Raw genomic sequence first — 16179 nt, forward strand, 5'->3', positions numbered from 1 at the left:
CGACGCGCCGCGGTCCTCAGCTCACCGCCTGCTTCACGAGGGCGGCGATGCGGGCCTCCACCTCGGGCGTGACCTCGGTCAGGGCGAAGGCGGTCGGCCACATCGCGCCGTCGTCCAGCCTGGCCGGGTCGTTGAAGCCGAGCGTGGCGTAGCGTGCCTTGAACTTCGCCGCGCTCTGGAAGAAGCAGACGACCTTGCCGTCCAGCGCGTAGGCGGGCATCCCGTACCAGAGCTTCGGCGCGAGCTGGGGGGCGGTGGCCGTGACGACGGCGTGGACGCGCTCGGCCATGGCCCGGTCGGCGCCCTCCATCTCGGCGATCTTCGCGAGCAGGTCCCGCTCGGCCTCCGCCGCCTTGTCCGCCTTGGAGCCGCGGCGGGCCGCCTTCTTCTGCTCCTGCGCGTGCTCCTTCATCGCGGCCCGCTCCTCGGCGGTGAAGCCTTCGTACGCGCCGTTCTCGATGGTGGTCATGGTCGCTCCCCTGGTCGTGGTTCCCCGCCGGCCGGTGTGGACGTACCGGCCCGGCCGCTGTGGTCACAGTCTTCCGCGGCCGGGGCACGCACGCCTCCGTGCCGACCACGGAAAGCACCACGGAGGCGCTACGGGAGGCACCGCGCGGAGCACCGCGGAGCTCCCCCGGTCCCGTCGGCGGGACCGGGGTGCCCCGTCTCACATCTGCACCACCGGCTCCCGGGTGAACAGCGCCCCCAACTGCGGTGCGTTGACGCGCCGGTCGGCCAGGCGCAGCCCCTCCCAGACGGTGACCTGGTTGGCGGTGAGGACCGGCTTGCCCAGCTCCTTCTCCAGGAGCGGGATGTGCGCCGCCGTGTGCAGGGCCGTGTCGGGCAGGAGGACCGCCTCCGCCTCGGGGCGGTCGGCGGCGCGGGCCAGCGCCAGCACCTCGGCCCCGGTCCAGGCGGCGACCTCCGCCGCCGTGCCGACGCCCGAGCCGGCGACGGCCACGGTCTCCAGTCCGGCGGCGGCCAGGAAGTCCGCGAAGAGCCGGGCCACGTCGTCCGGGTACGTCGCGCCGACCGCGACCCGGCGCACTCCGATCTCCCGCGCCGCGTGCACGAAGCCGAAGGAGGTGGAGGAGGCCGGCAGGCCCGCCGTCCGGGCCAGGTGGGTCACCTGTTCCTGGGCGCCCTCCCAGCCGTGGACGAAGCCGCCGCTGGTGCAGGCCCACACCACGGCGTCGGCGCCGGCCAGCCGCAGCCCGGCCGTGCCCTCCTCCAGCCGCTGCGGGGAGCCCATCTCGCGCAGGACGTCCAGCTCCCGGTGCGCGCCCTCGCCGATGTCGGTGTGCACCAGGTCCACCCGGACGTCGCTGCCCAGGAGCTGCTCGATGCGCGGGTAGTCGTCCTCGCCGGAGTGGCCCGGGTACAGGAATCCCAGTGCTGTCATGTTCACCCTTCCCGCTGCTGTTCCGTGCCGGTGCCAGGAACGTCCGGTGTCCCTCGCGTACGGGACCGGCCGGTCCGGTGCCCGCCGCGGTCCCACGGCACGGGTACCCCGCCGGCGCGGTGCCGCCCCCCTCGTCACCGGGTTGGCCGAGATCCCGCCGGGCGGACGGCTGTGCCGTCCGGGAAGCCGAGGGGGTGCCGTGACGTGGGAGGACTCGGCCCCGTATCGGACCGAAAAAGATCGGCATAACCTCCGGGGCTTCGGGTAGCTGCGCGCCCATGGCTCCACCACACAGAACCCCTCCATGGGGCATATCCGTAAATGAACAAGGGACCTCGAGGACTTCGGGGATCGCACGCCCCGCACGCCGGTCGCTGCTCGCGGGGGTCGCGGCGCTCGGCGCGACGGGGGCCGTCGGCTGCTCACGGGTGGCCACCGCGTCGGACGTGAAGGGCGGCGACCTGCTCGACCGGCTGCGGGCCCAGGGCGTGGCCCGGCTCGGCATCGCCGGCGAGATCCCCTTCGGGTACATCGACAAGGACGGCGAACTGACCGGCGAGGCACCGGAGTTGGCGAAGGTCATCTTCAAGCGGCTCGGCGTGGACCGGGTGCAGCCGGTGCCCACGGAGTTCGGCTCTCTCATCCCGGGCCTGGCGTCACAGCAGTTCGACGTCGTGGCGGCCGGGATGTACATCAATCCGGACCGCTGCGCACAGGTCGTCTTCTCCGACCCCGACTACCAGATGCTCGACTCCTTCATCGTGCGCAAGGGCAACCCGCTCGGGCTGCACGACTACGAGGACGTCGTCGCGAAGAAGGCCAGGTTCGCCACCGGCACCGGTTACGCCGAGATCGCCTACGCGGTGGAGGCCGGCTACAAGGAGAGCGACATCCTGATCGTCCCCGACCAGGTGGCCGGCCTCAACGCCGTCGAGGCCGGGCGCGTGGACGTCTTCGCGGGCACGGCGCTGACCACCCGCGAGGTGGTGAAGAAGTCCAGCAAGGCCGAGGTGACCGAGGCGTTCAAGCCGATCGTGAACGGCAGACCGCACGTCGACGGCGGCGGTTTCGCCTTCCGGCCGACCGAGACCAACCTGCGGGACGCCTTCAACGTCGAGCTGCACAAGCTCAAGAAGAGCGGTGAACTGCTCCGCATCCTGAAGCCGTTCGGGTTCACCGAGGACGAGATGACCGATCTGACCGCGAAGGAGCTGTGCGGCGGATGACATCCGGACTGTGGGAACTCGTGCTCCGGGGCGTCTGGGTCACGCTCCAACTGCTGGTGTACAGCGCGCTGCTGGCGACGGCCGTGTCCTTCACGGTCGGTGTCGCGCGCACCCACCGGCTGTGGATCGTCCGCTTCCTCGCGGGCTTCTACACCGAGGTGTTCCGTGGCACCTCCGCGCTGGTGATGATCTTCTGGGTGTTCTTCGTGCTGCCGCCGGCCTTCGGCTGGCAGCTCGTGCCGATGTGGGCGGGCACCCTCGCGCTGGGCCTGACCTACGGGGCGTACGGCGCCGAGATCGTGCGCGGCGCGCTCGCCGCCGTGGACCCGGCGCAGCGGGAGGGCGGCATCGCCCTCAGCTTCACGCCCTGGCAGCGGATGAAGCTGATCCTGCTGCCGCAGGCGGTGCCGGAGATGATCCCGCCCTTCTCCAACCTGCTGATCGAGCTGCTCAAGGGCACCTCCCTGGTGTCGGTCATGGGCATGGGCGATCTGGCGTTCAGCGGCAACCTGGTGCGCCTCGCGCTGCAGGAGAGCGCGGAGATCTACACGTACGTCCTGCTGATCTACTTCGTGATCGCCTTCCTGCTCACCCGGATGATGCGCGGTCTGGAGAAGAAGCTGAAGGCGGGCGTCGGCAGGGCGGCCCCGAGGCGGAAGGCCGTCGCCCCCGAGCCGGCCGGGATCGGGGGTGTCCGATGACGTGGGACTGGAACGCGGTCTCCGAGTTCATGCCGCACTTCCGGGACGGCCTGCTGGTCACCCTGCAGATCCTGGTGCTGGGCTCGCTGATCTCCTTCGTGCTCGGCCTGGTGTGGGCGCTGCTGATGCGGATGCCGTCCCGCTTCGTGACCTGGCCCGTCGGGGTGGTCACCGAGTTCGTGCGCAACACCCCGCTGCTGGTGCAGCTGTTCTTCCTCTTCTACGTGCTGCCCGAGTGGGGCGTGACCGCCTCGGCGCTGACCACCGGCGTGATCGGCATCGGCCTGCACTACTCGACGTACACGATGCAGGTCTACCGGGCCGGCATCGAGGCGGTGCCGGCCGGGCAGTGGGAGGCGGCGACGGCGCTGAGCCTGCCGCCGGGCCGGACATGGACCGCGGTGATCCTGCCGCAGGCCGTCCGCCGGGTGGTGCCCGCCCTCGGCAACTACGTGATCTCGATGCTGAAGGACACGCCCCTGCTGATGGCGATCACGGTGCTGGAGATGCTCGGCGAGGCGCGCCTGTTCTCGCAGCAGAACTTCCAGTTCACCGAGCCCCTGACGGTGATCGGCGTGGCCTTCGTCATCGTCTCCTACCTGGCCTCCCTTGCCCTGCGAGCCCTGGAGCGACGCCTTGCCCACTGACACTCTCCCCCACCCCGAGAAGAGCCCCGAGCGCAGCTCCGGCGAGCTGATACGCCTGGAGCAGGTCACCAAGCGGTTCGGGGACAACACCGTCCTCGACCATCTCGACTTCTCCGTCGACGCCGGCAAGCACGTCACCCTGATCGGCCCCTCCGGGTCGGGCAAGACGACGATCCTCCGGCTGCTGATGACGCTGCTGAAGCCCGACGAGGGCACGATCACCGTGGACGGGAAGAAGCTCTTCCCGGCGACCGAGAAGGAGCGCCGCGAGGCCCGCAAGCAGATCGGGATGGTGTTCCAGCAGTTCAACCTGTTCCCGAACATGAGCGTGCTGCGCAACATCACCGAGGCGCCGGTCACCGTGCTCGGCATGTCCAGGGACGAGGCCGTGGAGCGGGCCGAGGGGCTGCTCGACCTGGTGGGCCTGGCCGACAAGTGCGACGCCCGCCCGGCCCAGCTCTCCGGCGGTCAGCAGCAGCGGGTGGCGATCGCACGCGCGCTGGCGATGCGGCCGAAGGTGCTCCTCCTCGACGAGGTGACCTCGGCGCTCGACCCCGAGCTGGTCGCGGGCGTCCTCGACCTGCTGCGGGACATCGCGCGCAGCACCGACATCACCATGCTGTGCGTGACCCACGAGATGAACTTCGCCCGGGACATCTCGGACCAGGTCCTGATGTTCGACTCGGGCCGGGTCATCGAGGCCGGCGCGCCGGAGAAGATCTTCAGCGAGCCGGAGCACGACCGCACACGGGAATTCCTCAGCGCGGTGCTGTGACGGCGGAACACACTCGCCCCCGGCGTTCGACGTCGGCCGTCAGTCGTCAGTCGTCAGTCGTCCGAGGTCGGAACGCCGGGGCATTCCTCTGGCATATGCCAGAGGGTCGGCGCCGCAGTTGGGAGGGCGCACGGACTCCCCAACAACCCCTCGCCCCAAGCCGCTTGGCGGTTATCGTGAAGAGGACCCGCTGACCGGACAGGGCCTTCGAAGCGAGCGCAGGGGGAGACCACCGTGGCGCTGCAGCACAAGCCGACCGCGCCGCACCACTCGGCCCAGGACGCCCTGCGCGCCCTGGAGGCGGTGGCACGGCGCGGCACCGGGATCACCGGCACCGAACTCGCCCGGCACACCGGCCTCGGCCCGGAGCGCCTGGCCCCGCTCCTGCGCATGCTGCGCCGCGAGGGCTACGTCGAGCAGGCCGCCGACGGGACCTACGTCACCGGCGACGTCCTGGCCCGCCTGGGCTCGGCGCACGACCGCGCAAAGGCGCTGCGCGACAAGCTCCGGCACACCCTGGGCCGCCTGCGCGACTCGGTCGGAGCCGCCGTCTACCTCGGCCGGTACGTCGACGGCGAGGTCAGCGTCGCCCAGTACGCCGACGGCCCGGCCACGCCCCGGGTGCACGAGTGGGTCGACTTCCGCGTCTCGGCGCACGCCACCGCGGCCGGCAAGAGCCTGCTGGCCCAGCTGGACCCCGCGGGCCGCCGCGACCACCTCGCCCGGCACCGGATGGTCCGGCTGACCTCGCACACCCTCACCAGCGACCGTCTGCTGCTGTCCCGCCTGGAGTCCCAGCCGCCCACCGCGCCCGTCCTCGACCTCCAGGAGTACGCGGTCGGCACGGTCTGCGCGGCCGTCCCGCTCACGTCGGCTTCCGCCACGGGCTGCCTGGCCCTGTCCCTGCCGGTGGCGCACGCGCACCGGCTGCGGCGGGCGGCGGAGGCCCTGAACCGGGGCGCGGCGCCGGTCCTGCTGTCGCTGGCGATCCAGGGGTGACCCGGACCGCGCGGGCGGTGGTCGTGAGCACCCCCTCGGACCGGGTAGTATTTTTGTCGTCGCCGGCCGCGGGAAGCGGAAGGCGGGAGTCATGCGCCGCTAGCTCAGTTGGTTAGAGCAGCTGACTCTTAATCAGCGGGTCCGGGGTTCGAGTCCCTGGCGGCGCACAGAAGAGGGCCCCCTCGCACACGCGAGGGGGCCCTCCTTCGTACGGTGGGCCGCTCAGAAGGTCACGTCCGAGCAGGCGTAGAACGCGTTGCCCGTGTCGGCGACCGTCCACACCGAGAGGATCACGTGGTGCCCGCTCAGCCCGGACGGCAGGGTGCCGCTGTGGGAGAGGGTGGCCGGCGGCCGCTGACCGCCGTAGGGCACCGTGAAGAACGGCGTGAGGTTGAGGTCGGAGCGGGACAGGTTGTGGTCCTGGTTCCAGCCCGGCTTGGTGATGTAGTACCGGAAGTCGGTCGTGGCGTGCCGGGCGGTGAACTGCCAGCGGAAGGTGTAGTTCTGTCCGCCGTTCACCTTGGTGGTCGGCCAGGCCTGGCCGTTGGGTTGCCGGGGCGCGTCGAGCGCGGAGAACGGTCCGTTGCCCGCCGAGCAGATCCTGCCGTCGGCCGGTCCGGCGGCGGGGAAGCCCTTGGGGCCCTCGACGCTCTGCGGTTCCCACTGGATGGCGCCGCAGCCGCTGACGGTGCCGTTCTGGCACAGCTTCTGCCGGCTGACCGGGAGGTCGGTGTAGCCGTGGCCGCTGGCGCCGCCGGACGAGAGGACGAGGGCTCCGGTGGTGGCTATGCCCACCGCGGCGGCGGACAGCTTGGTCCTTGTGCGCATACTGCTTCTCCTGTGACGTGGGGGAAGTGCAGCGAGCTTCTTGGTCTAGACCAAGTCTCAGATTATGGGTGACGGTTGAACATGTCCATACCAATCGCAGAACTCGGCGCCGGCCTCGCTCACGGCCTCCGCCCGCCGCTCACGGCCCCGCCTCGCCCCGTCCCGCGCAGAACGCCACCGTCAGGTCCTTCACCAGCGCCTTGCGCTCGTAGTCGTCGAGCTCGACCAGCCCGCGCGTCGTCAGCCGGGTCACCGTGTCCTCCACCGAGTCCACGACCGAGCTGAGCACGCTCGCCCGCTGCGCCGCGTCCAGCGCCGCGATCCGCCGCCGGTGCATCGCGGCGGCCACCTCCGGCGCGTACTCCACCCGCACCGGCCGCACCGAGAACACCTCCAGCCCGACCGGCGCCGCGTCCGCCGTCACCAGCCGCGTCAGCGTCTCGCCGGCCACGTCCGCCGCGCCCCGCACCGTGCCCGGCGGCTCCACCGGCACCCGGGCCAGCGCCGCCTCGACGCACTCGCGCAGATACGTCTCGTGGTCCTCGACGCCCAGCGTGGCCTTCGCGGTGTCCCGCACCCGCCACACCACCAGCGTCACCGCCCGCAGCGCGACGCCGTTGCCGTCCGCCGCGGGCATCGGCTCGCTGCGCCAGTGCCGCAGCCGCACGTCCACCCGGCGGCGCAGCAGCAGCGGGTTGACCCACATCAGGCCGGTGCGCCGCACCGTCCCCCGGTAGCGGCCGAACAGGCCGAGCACCCAGGCCCGCCCGGTCCGGCCCCTGGCCAGCCCGCCGAAGCCGAACAGCCCCAGCGCCCCGGCGGCCGTGTACGCCGCCCACTGCGCGGGCCCGAGCCCGGCGCCCGCCTGGGCCGGCAGCCCCAGCGCCTCGACGGCGAGCGGCGGCACGATCCCCGCCCACCAGGAGGTGGCCGCGCAGCCCGCCGCCCCGCAGGCCCCGGCGGCGACCCCCGCCGCACCGGGCAGCACCCGTGCCGGACGCTCCGCCAGCTCCGGGTCGACCACCGGCGCCGGACGCTGCCGCGCCGCGGTGGGACGACCCGGCCGCGGGTGCTCCCCCGCACCCTGCCGGCGTCCGGCGACCGCGGGCCGCGGCGGCACCGGGTCCGCCGCCGGCACCGGTTCGGGGTCGTCCCGGAACAGCAGGTGGACGGGGATCTCGGTGGTGGCCTCGTTGTGGATCAGCCGGACGGACCGGACCGCGCCCTCCGCCCGCTCACCGCCCCCGGGAGCCGTGGCGGACGCCGGCGCCGGGGCGGACGCGGGAGACGTGGTCGAGGGGGTCGTCGAAGAGGTCGTACTCATGCGTGCTCCAGCCTCCGCGCCAGATGCGCCATGCGTCATGTGTCATGCGCCGTGCGACATGAACGGGTGGTCACGAGCGGTGGCCCCGCCGGGCGGACGGTCAGGAGAAGAGCCGCCGCCAGGTCTCCGGACCCGGGTGGCCGTCCGCCGCGCCGCCGCGCCAGCCCTGGGCGCGCTGGAAGGCCTGGACGTTGCGCCGGTCCGCCTCGCTCCAGCGCGGCCCCGGACCGCTCGTGTAGTGCGTGCCGAACCCCTTCCTCACCAGTTGCCGGCCGAGCCGGGTGACGTACTCGTTCTCCGCGCCCGGCCTGAACAGCGCCCGTCCCGGATAGCCGGGCACCCCGTGCGAGGCGGGGCCCGCCGCGCCGGACACGGCGCCCGCCGCGGTGCCCGCCCCGGTGCTCGTGGTGCCGGAGGTGAGTCCTTTGTAGCGGTACGGCACGTACCGGGCGGAGTTGTTCCAGTAGGCGTAGGGCGTGGACCGCGTGCGGGTGTGCGGCGGGGTCTGCTCGTAGGCCGTGTAGGAGGTGCGCGCGGCGTCCGTCCAGCCGCCGAAGATCACCACGTGGGAGCCGTTCTGCGGGTCGGCCGCGTTGTGGAACAGGAGGATGTCGCCGGGCTGGAGCTCCTCCTTGGTGATGCGGTCCGCGAAGGCGGGGAGGCTGCCGGTCCACTCGTTCGTCGTCAGGTTCCACGCCATCGAGACGTAGCCCGAGCAGTCCTGCCGGTAGCCGTCGGACCAGTAGGCGGTCGTGCTGTAGGGGACCTTCGCGGTGACCCAGGTCCGGGCCCGGTCGATGATCTCCGTGCGGGTGACGGCGGGCAGTACCGCCCCGGCCTCGGGGAGCGCCGGCCGGCCCGCCGGGCCGTACAAGGGCGCCCTGGTCCCCTGCGGCGTGGCGGGCACCTCTTCCGCGGGCACCTCTTCCGCGGGCGTCCCGCCCACGGGAACGCCCGGCCGGTGCGGGGCGTGGACGGCGGCCGGGGCCGCCGCCGCCTGGCCCGCGCCGAGGACGGCCACCGCCCCGGCGGCGGTGGCCGCGAGCAGGACGCGGTACGCGGCCGGATGGGCGGGGGCGCGGCCCGCCGGGGAGTGCGGCAGGACGCCGCGCCAGTGCCGGCACCCCGGACAGTCGCAGTCGCTCGCGGGATCGATCTCCTCGAAAACCGGAGTCTCCATGCGATTCCCCTCACACTCCAGGCGAAAAAACCCGCGGCGATGTGTGCGTCGGCGCACGGTCGTCAGTTTCTCAACCGTCTTGCCCGCCCGCATGTTGACGGTCCGAATGATGTACCCGGGCGGTGCGCGGACCCGCGCGCACCGCCCGGCGGTGGTCCGGGGCACCCGTCGGCGTCCGGTAGAGTTCTCCAGGTCAGCAGGCGCCGCTAGCTCAGTTGGTTAGAGCAGCTGACTCTTAATCAGCGGGTCCGGGGTTCGAGTCCCTGGCGGCGCACAGACGGTCGCAGGCCCCTCGTTCAGCACGGGGGGCCTGCGGCGTACCCGGGCTTCGGCCCCTTGCGATCATGCCGAGGGGCGTAGAACCCTGGACCGGTTGCGGGCCCGGATGCCGAGGGGGGCATCATGCAACCGGGGGTCGCTGTTCCATGTCTATAAAGTGTGGATGCCGTGGTGACAGCAACCCACCACTGTGACGTCCGTGAAGGTCGAGGGGGACCGCACGGATCAAGGAAGCGACGGAACACGCGCTGATCCGCGTGTGGGGGGATGACTCATGACGTCGACGCCGACGGGCGCCGGGCAGGACAACGACCCGTCTCAGACGACCCAGCTCCGGGTGCCTTCGCACCGGACCTGGAACACCGGCGCGTTCCGGCGGATACGCACGACACTGCCGAAGTACGACTACGAGCACTACAGCCGACTCGCGGGCCCCCTCACCCAGCCGGATCCGCACAAGCCGTACAAGGTGCAGTACCGGTCGCTGATCTCGCAGGAGCCGCACCGCATCGGTGTCGCGCTCATGCTGGCCGCGGCGCCGATCCTGTCGGTGGTGCTGCTGGTCTGGCTGCTCCAGCCCCAGCACTGGACGGAGCGCGACTACCCGGCCTTCGACTGGCTGCCCGCGCTCGACATGGTGATGCTCGTCTCGATCGGCCTGATCGAGCTGTTCCGCTGCCTGAACGTGCTGTCGAACGCGCACGCCACACTGGTCGCCCGCGATCCCATACCCGTGGTCCCCGAGACCGGCACCCGGGTCGCCTTCCTCACCTCCTTCGTCCCCGGCAAGGAACCGCTGGAGATGGTGACGAAGACCCTGGAGGCGGCCGTCAAGATCCGCCACCGCGGCCTGATGCACGTCTGGCTCCTCGACGAGGGCGACGACCCCGAGGTGAAGGCGGTCTGCGAGCGCCTCGGCGTGCACCACTTCTCCCGCAAGGGCATCGCCAAGTGGAACCAGCCCAAGGGCCCCCACCGCGCCAAGACCAAGCACGGCAACTACAACGCCTGGCTGGACGCGCACGGCGACGACTACGACTTCTTCGCCTCCGTCGACACCGACCACGTGCCGCTGCCGAACTACCTGGAGCGGATGCTCGGCTTCTTCCGCGACCCGGACGTCGGCTTCGTCATCGGCCCGCAGGTCTACGGCAACTACGACAACCCGATCACCAAGGCCGCCGAGTCGCAGCAGTTCCTCTTCCACGCGCTGATCCAGCGCGCCGGCAACCGCTACGGCTCCCCCATGTTCGTGGGCACCTCCAACGCGGTGCGCATCAAGGCGCTGAAGCAGATCGGCGGCCTGTACGACTCGATCACCGAGGACATGGCGACCGGTTTCGAGATCCACCGCCACAAGAACCCGGCCACCGGCCGCAAGTGGCGCTCGGTCTACACCCCGGACGTGCTGGCCGTCGGTGAGGGCCCCAACGCCTGGACGGACTTCTTCACCCAGCAGATGCGCTGGTCGCGAGGGACGTACGAGACGATCCTCAAGCAGTACTGGAAGGGCTGGTACTCGCTGCCGCCGAGCAAGCTCTTCAACTACACGATGATGATCATCTTCTACCCGATGTCGGCCCTGAACTGGATCCTGGCCGCGCTGAGCTGCGCGCTGTTCCTCGGCGCCGGCGCCTCGGGCGTCAACATCGACCCGACGGTCTGGCTGATGCTCTACGGCAACGCCTCCGCCCTGCAGATCGGCCTGTACATCTGGAACCGCCGCCACAACGTCTCCCCGCACGAGCCCGAGGGCTCCGGCGGTGTGGCCGGCATGGTGATGTCCGCGCTGTCCGCGCCGCTGTACGCCAAGGCGCTCATCGACTCGATGCTGCGCCGCAAGAGCAAGTTCGTGGTCACCCCGAAGGGCGACTCCGCCAGCCCCGACACCCTGTTCGGGACCTTCCGGTACCACTGGTACTTCATCCTCATCTTCGGCGCCTCGATCACCGCCGGCCTCGTCCTCGGCCACTCGCACCCCGCGATGATCATCTGGGCGACGTTCGCGCTGCTCATCACCGCCTCGCCGATCTTCGCCTGGCGGTACTCCCTGCGGGAGGCGAGGAAGAAGCCCGGCTCGGCGGCTCCCGCGGAGCCGCACACCCAGCCCGAGGACGCGGCGCCCGCGGGGCCGTACCAGCCGCGCCCGCTGCCGGGGCAGGACATGCCCCAGGGAGCGCAGGGAGCGCCGGGCGCCCAGGGAGCGCACGCGCCGCAGCAGAAGCCCAGCTGGGCCGCCACCCCCGACGGTGGCAGCGACCAGACCATGCAGATCGCCCTTGGTGGACTTGGGGGACGTAAGGAATGAAAGACCGTGCCGGCCGCCGCCGCGCCCGTCGCTTCGCGATAGGCACGGCGGTGGTAGTAGCGCTGGCCGGGATGAACGGGCCGTGGCTCTACCGCTTCGGAACCGAGAAATACCACCAGTACAAGATCAACAAGCCGGAGTACAAAGCCGCCAACGGCAAGTGGGAGATCATCGAGTTCCCCAAGGAGTACCGGCAGAACACCATCCACGCGGCGCTGCTGCGCACCGGCAAGGTGCTGCTCGTCGCCGGGTCGGGCAACAACCAGGACAACTTCGACGCGAAGAAGTACGACACCCGGATCTGGGACCCGGTCAAGGGGACCATCAAGAAGGTGCCGACGCCCACCGACCTGTTCTGCACCGGCCACACCCAGCTCGCCAACGGCAACCTGCTGATCGCGGGCGGCACCAAGCGGTACGAGAAGCTCAAGGGCGACGTCACCAAGGCCGGCGGCCTGATGATCGTCCACAACGAGAACCCGGACAAGCCGATCACCCTGCCGGCCGGGACCAAGTTCACCGGCAAGGAGAACGGCAAGACGTTCGTCTCCAAGGACCCGGTGCTGGTGCCGCGCGCCAAGAAGGTCTTCGACAAGGAGACCGGCAGGTTCCTGCGCAACGACCCGGGCTTCGGCCGGATCTACGTCGAGGCGGAGAAGAGCGGCTCCAAGTACGAGACGGGCACCCAGGACAACTACAGCGTCGTGGGCCTGACGGGCGAGGACGCCCGCAACACGTACGGCATCGCGGAGAAGCTCGCCCTCGACAAGAAGGACTTCCAGGGCATCCGGGACGCCTTTGAGTTCGACCCGGTCGCCGAGAAGTACATCAAGGTCGACCCGATGAACGAGGCCCGCTGGTACCCGACGCTCACCACCCTGAGCGACGGCAAGATCCTCAGCGTCTCCGGCCTCGACGAGATCGGCCAGATCGTGCCGGGCAAGAACGAGGTCTACGACCCGAAGACCAAGAAGTGGTCCTACACCGGCAAGATCCGCCAGTTCCCGACGTACCCGGCGCTGTTCCTGATGCAGAACGGCAAGATCTTCTACTCGGGCGCCAACGCCGGCTACGGACCCGCCGACGTGGGCCGCGACCCGGGCATCTGGGACCTGGACACCTACAAGTTCACCAAGGTGCCCGGCATGAGCGACGCCAACATGCTGGAGACCGCCAACACCGTGCTGCTGCCCCCGGCGCAGGACGAGAAGTACATGGTGATCGGCGGCGGCGGCGTCGGCGAGTCCAAGCTGTCCAGCAAGAAGACCCGCATCGTCGACCTCAAGGCCGACAACCCGAGGTTCGTGGACGGTCCGTCGCTGGACAAGGGCACGCGCTACCCGCAGGCCTCGATCCTGCCCGACGACAGCGTGCTGGTCTCCGGCGGCTCGGAGGACTACCGGGGCCGCAGCGACTCCAACATCCTCGAGGCCCGGCTCTACCACCCGGACACCAACCGGTTCGAGAGGGTGGCCGACCCGCTGGTGGGCCGCAACTACCACTCCGGTTCGATCCTGCTGCCCGACGGACGTCTGATGTTCTTCGGCTCGGACTCGCTCTACGGCGACAAGGCCAACACCAAGCCGGGCAAGTTCGAGCAGCGCATCGAGATCTACACGCCGCCGTACCTGTACCGGGACTCGCGGCCGGACCTGTCCAGCGGTCCGGAGACCATCGAGCGCGGTGAGTCGGGCACGTTCACCTCGCGGGCGGCCTCGACCATCAAGAAGGTGCGGCTGATCCGGCCGAGCGCCTCGACGCACGTCACCGACGTCGACCAGCGGTCCATCGCGCTGGACTTCAAGGCGGACGGGGACAAGCTGACGGTGACCGTGCCGGAGAACAAGAACCTGGTGCAGTCGGGCTGGTACATGATGTTCGCCACGGACGGCGAGGGGACGCCCTCCAAGGCGCAGTGGGTGCACGTGCCGTAGCACTCCCGCAGGTGGTGGGACGAAGGGCGCGGGGAGCCGGGCGACAAGCCGCGGCGCTCCCCGCGCCCTTCGTTCTCTTCTCCCCGCGGGGCTTCCTCCCCCGCGGGCCCCTGCGGGTCTCTTATCCCCGCGCCAGCTTCAGCGCGTAGTCCGTCCACCACTGGCCGGCCTTCGGGCCGCCCTTGCACTCGCCGTCGGACTCGCCGGGGCGCTTGATCCACAGGTAGGCGTCGACCAGCGGGTCGGCCGTCTCGGTGGTCGGCGTCTCGCCGAGGGCGCGGCCGGGCGGGTTGCACCAGCGTTCGGCCGGGTCGCCCTCGGTGTAGGGGCCGTTGCCGTTGCGGCTGGTGTCGATGACGAAGGGCTTGCCGCCGACCTTGGCGGAGAGCTTCTTGCCGTAGGCGATGGAGTCCTCGGTGGTGTAGAAGTTCGACACGTTGACCGAGAAGCCGTCGGCCTGGTCGATGCCGGCCCACTTGAGCGGCTCGAAGATCTGGTCGGGGTTGCCCCAGCCGGCGTTGCCCGCGTCCAGGTAGACCTTGGTGTTCTCCAGCGCCGTGAGCTTGGCGATGGCGCCCTTGAGGAGGTCGTAGCGCTCCTCGTGGTACTGGTCCGGGGTGCAGCCGTCGACCAGGTGGAGCACCGCGTCCGGTTCCAGGATGACGGTGGCGGAGCGGTCGCCGATGCCCTTGGCCACGCCGTCGATGAACGCGCGGTAGGCGTCGCCGTCGGCGGCGCCGCCCTGCGAGTACTGGCCGCAGTCGCGGTGCGGGATGTTGTAGAGGACGAGCAGCGCGGTGCGGCCGGCCTTGTCGGCGGCCTCGGTGAAGCCGCGGGCCTGCTCCTCCGGGTTCTCCGGGCTGATCCACTCGCCGGTCGGCTGCTGGGCTATCTTGCGGACCAGTTCGGCCTGGTCCTTCTTGCCGGCCTTCTCCAGCTCCGCCACCTGCCGGGCCGCGTTGCCGTCGGGGTTGACCCAGAACGGGTCGGTCCCCTTGGGCTGCTGGGTGATCCCGGCCGCGCCCTTCTTGCGGTCTTTCTCCCCGTCCTCCCCGTCCCCGGACGTGGAACAACCCGTGACCAGCAGTGCCGCCCCCAGCATCGCCGCGGACACCCGCCTCGCGGTCACCCTTCCGGCCCGCCTGCCGCCGTACATCCAACCCCCCAAGAGCACTGTTCGAAGACCCAATCCTGACATACGAGGGTTATGGAACGGTGCCCGTGAGATACGCCGAGACGACGACGTTGGCGGTGTAGCCGCCGGAGGCCCGGTCGAAGGTGCCGCCGCAGGTGATCAGGCGGAGTTCGGCCCGTCCGGTGGTGCGCGGACCGTAGGCCTGCCGGGCGTCGAAGCCCTCGCGTGCGAGGACCTGGACGTCGTCGACGGTGAACTCGGCGGTCTCGTCGCCGGCGCGGACCACCCGGATCGTCTGGCCGGGTTCCAGGGTGCTGAGCTCGTAGAAGACGGCGGGCCGGGTGTCGGTGTCGACGTGTCCGACCATGAGGGCGGTCCCGGCCGCGCCCGGTGCGACACCGGCCGCGTACCAGCCGACGGCGTGGGCCCGCTCGTAGGGGGGTGCCTCGATCGCGCCCTCGGCGTCGAGGCCGCTGGCCGTCACCGGGGCGCTGATGCCGAGTGCGGGGACGTCGAGCCGCTCGGGCGGGGACGCGCCGAGGGGGGCGTGGGCGGCGGGCAGCGGTATGTCGGGGGGCCGTCCGGCCGCCGCCATGTCGCCGGTGGCCGGACGGGACACGCCCTCGCGCACGTCGGTGGCCTCGCGGCCCCACAGCCACAGCCCGAGCAGCAGCACCACCCAGGCGGTGCCGCTCACCAGACGGCCGGGCCCGGCGACACGGGCGTGGGGTTCTTCGGGAGACGGGTCCTGGCGCTCTTCGGGAGACGGGTCCTGGCCCTTCTCCGGGGGCCGGTCCTGGTCGGGCATGGTCAGTCCGTCCTGCGGCTCCGGCTGCGGACCCCGCGCAGCGCCACGGCCACGGCGGCGATACCGGCGAGCACGAGACCGGTCACCGTGTGCGCGGTGCCGGGGGGTTCGGCGCGCGCCTCGTCGCCGGTGCCGTCCGCGGCCAGCTCGGCGGCGCCTCCGCCGCCCGCGTCGACGGGGGCGACGGGCGAGGCGGGCGCGGCCGGCCGGTCGGCGGGGCGGTGCCGTCCGTCGACGGTGATGGTGCCCCCGCGGGCTTCCTTGCCGCAGGTGACCCGCACGGCGTAGGCACCGGCCTCCGCCGAGGAGCGGACGCGGCCGGCGCCGGCGAGGACGCCGTCCCGCGCGGCCGGGGACAGCCGTACGTCCGAATCGAACGCCGCCGACACGGCGAGGGCCGACTTCTCGGTGCAGTCGGGCACGCGGAGCCGGACGTCGGTGCCGGGCGCGGGCGAGGCGGGGGTGACGGTGACGCCACCCCCGTCCGCCGCGTACGCCGCCGGGGCGGCCGGCACGGACACCGCGGCGAGCGCGGCTCCGGCACAGAGGGTTGCCTTCAGTGAGCCCATCGTGTACCTCCAGTCACCTGGAGACTCCCCCGCGCGGACCTCCCCCGCATCCGGCACGGGGGTG

At 71.3% G+C, this 16179-nt stretch carries 15 protein-coding genes and 2 tRNA genes; 9 read left to right on the forward strand and 8 right to left on the reverse strand.

What is annotated here, in order from left to right:
* Window positions 1–16 precede the first annotated feature (16 nt).
* Complete coding sequence (locus tag ACFYOJ_RS13660; RefSeq protein ID WP_356557588.1) at window positions 17–469, reverse strand: DUF1801 domain-containing protein; 453 nt, start codon at window positions 467–469, stop codon at window positions 17–19.
* A gap of 198 nt (window positions 470–667) precedes the next feature.
* Window positions 668–1402 (reverse strand): decarboxylase, encoded by a 735-nt coding sequence (locus tag ACFYOJ_RS13665; RefSeq protein WP_356557587.1) that lies wholly within the window; start codon window positions 1400–1402, stop codon window positions 668–670.
* Window positions 1403–1830: 428 nt separating this feature from the next.
* Here ACFYOJ_RS13665 and ehuB point away from each other — a divergent pair, with 428 nt between their 5' ends.
* The 6 genes from ehuB (at window position 1831) to ACFYOJ_RS13695 (ending at window position 5917) form a co-directional block, all read left to right on the forward strand.
* Window positions 1831–2628, forward strand: a complete 798-nt coding sequence (gene ehuB / locus ACFYOJ_RS13670) for an ectoine/hydroxyectoine ABC transporter substrate-binding protein EhuB (protein ID WP_356557586.1) — start codon at window positions 1831–1833, stop codon at window positions 2626–2628.
* Window positions 2625–3329, forward strand: coding sequence for an ectoine/hydroxyectoine ABC transporter permease subunit EhuC (gene ehuC / locus ACFYOJ_RS13675; protein WP_356557585.1), 705 nt, complete (start codon window positions 2625–2627; stop codon window positions 3327–3329). The genes ehuB and ehuC overlap by 4 nt, the downstream gene beginning before the upstream one ends.
* Entirely contained in the window at window positions 3326–3976 is a 651-nt protein-coding gene (gene ehuD / locus ACFYOJ_RS13680) for an ectoine/hydroxyectoine ABC transporter permease subunit EhuD (protein ID WP_356557584.1), read from the forward strand. The genes ehuC and ehuD overlap by 4 nt, the downstream gene beginning before the upstream one ends.
* Window positions 3966–4751, forward strand: coding sequence for an ectoine/hydroxyectoine ABC transporter ATP-binding protein EhuA (ehuA, locus tag ACFYOJ_RS13685; protein WP_356557583.1), 786 nt, complete (start codon window positions 3966–3968; stop codon window positions 4749–4751). The genes ehuD and ehuA overlap by 11 nt, the downstream gene beginning before the upstream one ends.
* Window positions 4752–4985: 234 nt before the next feature.
* A complete protein-coding gene (locus tag ACFYOJ_RS13690) occupies window positions 4986–5750 on the forward strand; it encodes an IclR family transcriptional regulator C-terminal domain-containing protein (protein WP_356557582.1) in 765 nt (254 codons plus the stop codon).
* A gap of 93 nt (window positions 5751–5843) precedes the next feature.
* A tRNA-Lys gene (locus tag ACFYOJ_RS13695) sits at window positions 5844–5917 on the forward strand.
* 55 nt (window positions 5918–5972) lie between these two features.
* On the opposite strand, the gene ACFYOJ_RS13700 is transcribed toward ACFYOJ_RS13695, so the two are convergent.
* The 3 genes from ACFYOJ_RS13700 to ACFYOJ_RS13710 form a co-directional block, all read right to left on the reverse strand.
* Window positions 5973–6578, reverse strand: coding sequence for a lytic polysaccharide monooxygenase auxiliary activity family 9 protein (locus tag ACFYOJ_RS13700; protein ID WP_356557581.1), 606 nt, complete (start codon window positions 6576–6578; stop codon window positions 5973–5975).
* A gap of 139 nt (window positions 6579–6717) precedes the next feature.
* Window positions 6718–7902, reverse strand: a complete 1185-nt coding sequence (locus tag ACFYOJ_RS13705) for an SPFH domain-containing protein (protein WP_356557580.1) — start codon at window positions 7900–7902, stop codon at window positions 6718–6720.
* A 100-nt stretch (window positions 7903–8002) separates the two neighbouring features.
* A complete protein-coding gene (locus ACFYOJ_RS13710; protein ID WP_356557579.1) occupies window positions 8003–9082 on the reverse strand; it encodes a peptidoglycan-binding protein in 1080 nt (359 codons plus the stop codon).
* A gap of 200 nt (window positions 9083–9282) precedes the next feature.
* Between ACFYOJ_RS13710 and ACFYOJ_RS13715 the strand changes: the two genes are divergently transcribed.
* The 3 genes from ACFYOJ_RS13715 (at window position 9283) to ACFYOJ_RS13725 (ending at window position 13603) form a co-directional block, all read left to right on the forward strand.
* A tRNA-Lys gene (locus tag ACFYOJ_RS13715) sits at window positions 9283–9356 on the forward strand.
* 279 nt (window positions 9357–9635) lie between these two features.
* On the forward strand, window positions 9636–11669 hold the full coding sequence (locus tag ACFYOJ_RS13720) for a glycosyltransferase family 2 protein (protein ID WP_356557578.1): 2034 nt from the start codon (window positions 9636–9638) through the stop codon (window positions 11667–11669).
* Window positions 11666–13603 (forward strand): kelch motif-containing protein, encoded by a 1938-nt coding sequence (locus tag ACFYOJ_RS13725; protein WP_356557577.1) that lies wholly within the window; start codon window positions 11666–11668, stop codon window positions 13601–13603. Before ACFYOJ_RS13720 ends, ACFYOJ_RS13725 begins: the two co-directional genes overlap by 4 nt.
* 121 nt (window positions 13604–13724) lie before the next feature.
* Here the strand turns inward: ACFYOJ_RS13725 and ACFYOJ_RS13730 are convergent, their stop codons facing one another.
* The 3 genes from ACFYOJ_RS13730 to ACFYOJ_RS13740 are packed head-to-tail and all read right to left on the reverse strand — an operon-like array spanning window position 13725 to window position 16115.
* Window positions 13725–14759 carry a glycoside hydrolase family 6 protein gene (locus tag ACFYOJ_RS13730; RefSeq protein ID WP_356557576.1) on the reverse strand — a complete coding sequence of 345 codons (1035 nt, stop codon included), beginning with the start codon at window positions 14757–14759 and terminating at the stop codon, window positions 13725–13727.
* A 49-nt stretch (window positions 14760–14808) separates the two neighbouring features.
* Complete coding sequence (locus ACFYOJ_RS13735) at window positions 14809–15546, reverse strand: class F sortase (RefSeq protein ID WP_356557575.1); 738 nt, start codon at window positions 15544–15546, stop codon at window positions 14809–14811.
* Window positions 15547–15548: 2 nt separating this feature from the next.
* Window positions 15549–16115 carry a hypothetical protein gene (locus ACFYOJ_RS13740; RefSeq protein ID WP_356557574.1) on the reverse strand — a complete coding sequence of 189 codons (567 nt, stop codon included), beginning with the start codon at window positions 16113–16115 and terminating at the stop codon, window positions 15549–15551.
* Between the last annotated feature and the right edge of the window lie 64 nt (window positions 16116–16179).

Origin of the sequence: Streptomyces sp. NPDC006384 (assembly GCF_042870695.1) — a bacterium.
Classification (GTDB): Bacteria; Actinomycetota; Actinomycetes; order Streptomycetales; family Streptomycetaceae; genus Streptomyces.

Bases quoted from the DNA above. Each gene is read 5' to 3' on its own strand.
- ACFYOJ_RS13700 (WP_356557581.1), bottom strand. From the start codon at position 6,578: ATGCGCACAAGGACCAAGCTGTCCGCCGCCGCGGTGGGCATAGCCACC.
- ACFYOJ_RS13705 (WP_356557580.1), bottom strand. From the start codon at position 7,902: ATGAGTACGACCTCTTCGACGACCCCCTCGACCACGTCTCCCGCGTCC.
- ehuD (WP_356557584.1), top strand. From the start codon at position 3,326: ATGACGTGGGACTGGAACGCGGTCTCCGAGTTCATGCCGCACTTCCGG.
- ACFYOJ_RS13710 (WP_356557579.1), bottom strand. From the start codon at position 9,082: ATGGAGACTCCGGTTTTCGAGGAGATCGATCCCGCGAGCGACTGCGAC.
- ACFYOJ_RS13720 (WP_356557578.1), top strand. From the start codon at position 9,636: ATGACGTCGACGCCGACGGGCGCCGGGCAGGACAACGACCCGTCTCAG.
- ACFYOJ_RS13735 (WP_356557575.1), bottom strand. From the start codon at position 15,546: ATGCCCGACCAGGACCGGCCCCCGGAGAAGGGCCAGGACCCGTCTCCC.
- ACFYOJ_RS13660 (WP_356557588.1), bottom strand. From the start codon at position 469: ATGACCACCATCGAGAACGGCGCGTACGAAGGCTTCACCGCCGAGGAG.
- ACFYOJ_RS13740 (WP_356557574.1), bottom strand. From the start codon at position 16,115: ATGGGCTCACTGAAGGCAACCCTCTGTGCCGGAGCCGCGCTCGCCGCG.
- ehuC (WP_356557585.1), top strand. From the start codon at position 2,625: ATGACATCCGGACTGTGGGAACTCGTGCTCCGGGGCGTCTGGGTCACG.
- ACFYOJ_RS13725 (WP_356557577.1), top strand. From the start codon at position 11,666: ATGAAAGACCGTGCCGGCCGCCGCCGCGCCCGTCGCTTCGCGATAGGC.
- ACFYOJ_RS13665 (WP_356557587.1), bottom strand. From the start codon at position 1,402: ATGACAGCACTGGGATTCCTGTACCCGGGCCACTCCGGCGAGGACGAC.
- ACFYOJ_RS13730 (WP_356557576.1), bottom strand. From the start codon at position 14,759: ATGTACGGCGGCAGGCGGGCCGGAAGGGTGACCGCGAGGCGGGTGTCC.